General features: G+C 70.0%; 1 protein-coding gene. It reads right to left on the minus strand.

Annotation, left to right across the window (positions count from 1 at the left end; translation table 11 throughout):
- Positions 1-930, minus strand: a 930-nt coding sequence (locus HWX22_RS31270; RefSeq protein ID WP_175912714.1) for an acetyl-CoA C-acetyltransferase, incomplete at both ends; no start/stop codon positions are given.

Raw genomic sequence — 930 nt, forward strand, 5'->3', positions numbered from 1 at the left:
GTCGCCCGGCGTCCAGCCCGCTCGCTCCAGGCAGCGGCGCGATGCCGGCACCGGACCCATGCCCATCACGCTCGGATCCACGCCCGCGTTCGCGTATGCCTTGATCCGCGCGAGCGGCGTCAGGCCGAGCGCCGCCGCCTTCTGCGCCGACATCACCAGCACCGCCGCCGCGCCGTCGTTCAGCCCCGACGCGTTCGCCGCCGTCACCGAGCCGTCCTTCGAGAACGCCGGCTTCAGCCCCGCCAGCGATTCCGCCGTCACGCCGTGACGCACGAACTCGTCGGTCGCGAACTGCAGCGGCTCGCCCTTGCGCTGCGGAATCGACACCGGCACGATCTCGGCATCGAAGCGCCCGGCCTTCTGCGCGGCTTCCGCCTTGTTCTGCGACAGCGCCGCGAACGCGTCCTGCTCCTCACGCGTGATCCCGTATTCCTTCGCAACGTTCTCTGCCGTGATGCCCATGTGGTACTGGTTGTACACGTCCCACAGGCCATCGACGATCATCGTGTCGACCAGCTTCGCGTCGCCCATCCGGAACCCGTCGCGCGAGCCCGGCAGCACGTGCGGCGCCGCGCTCATGTTTTCCTGGCCGCCCGCGATCACGATGTCCGCGTCGCCCGCCACGATCGCGTTCGCCGCCAGCATCACCGCCTTCAGGCCCGAGCCGCACACCTTGTTGATCGTCATGCCCGGCACCGCGTTCGGCAGGCCGGCCTTGATCAGCGACTGGCGCGCCGGGTTCTGCCCCGAGCCCGCCGCCAGCACCTGGCCCATGATCACTTCGCTCACCTGCTCGGGCTTCACGCCCGAACGCTCCAGCACCGCGCGAATCACCGTCGCGCCCAGCTCCGGTGCCGCGATCTTCGCGAGCGAGCCGCCGAATTTGCCGACCGCGGTCCGCGCGGCCGATACGATCACTACGTCCGTCAT

The organism is Burkholderia sp. BCC1638 (assembly GCF_902833195.1).
GTDB lineage: Bacteria > Pseudomonadota > Gammaproteobacteria > Burkholderiales > Burkholderiaceae > Burkholderia > Burkholderia diffusa.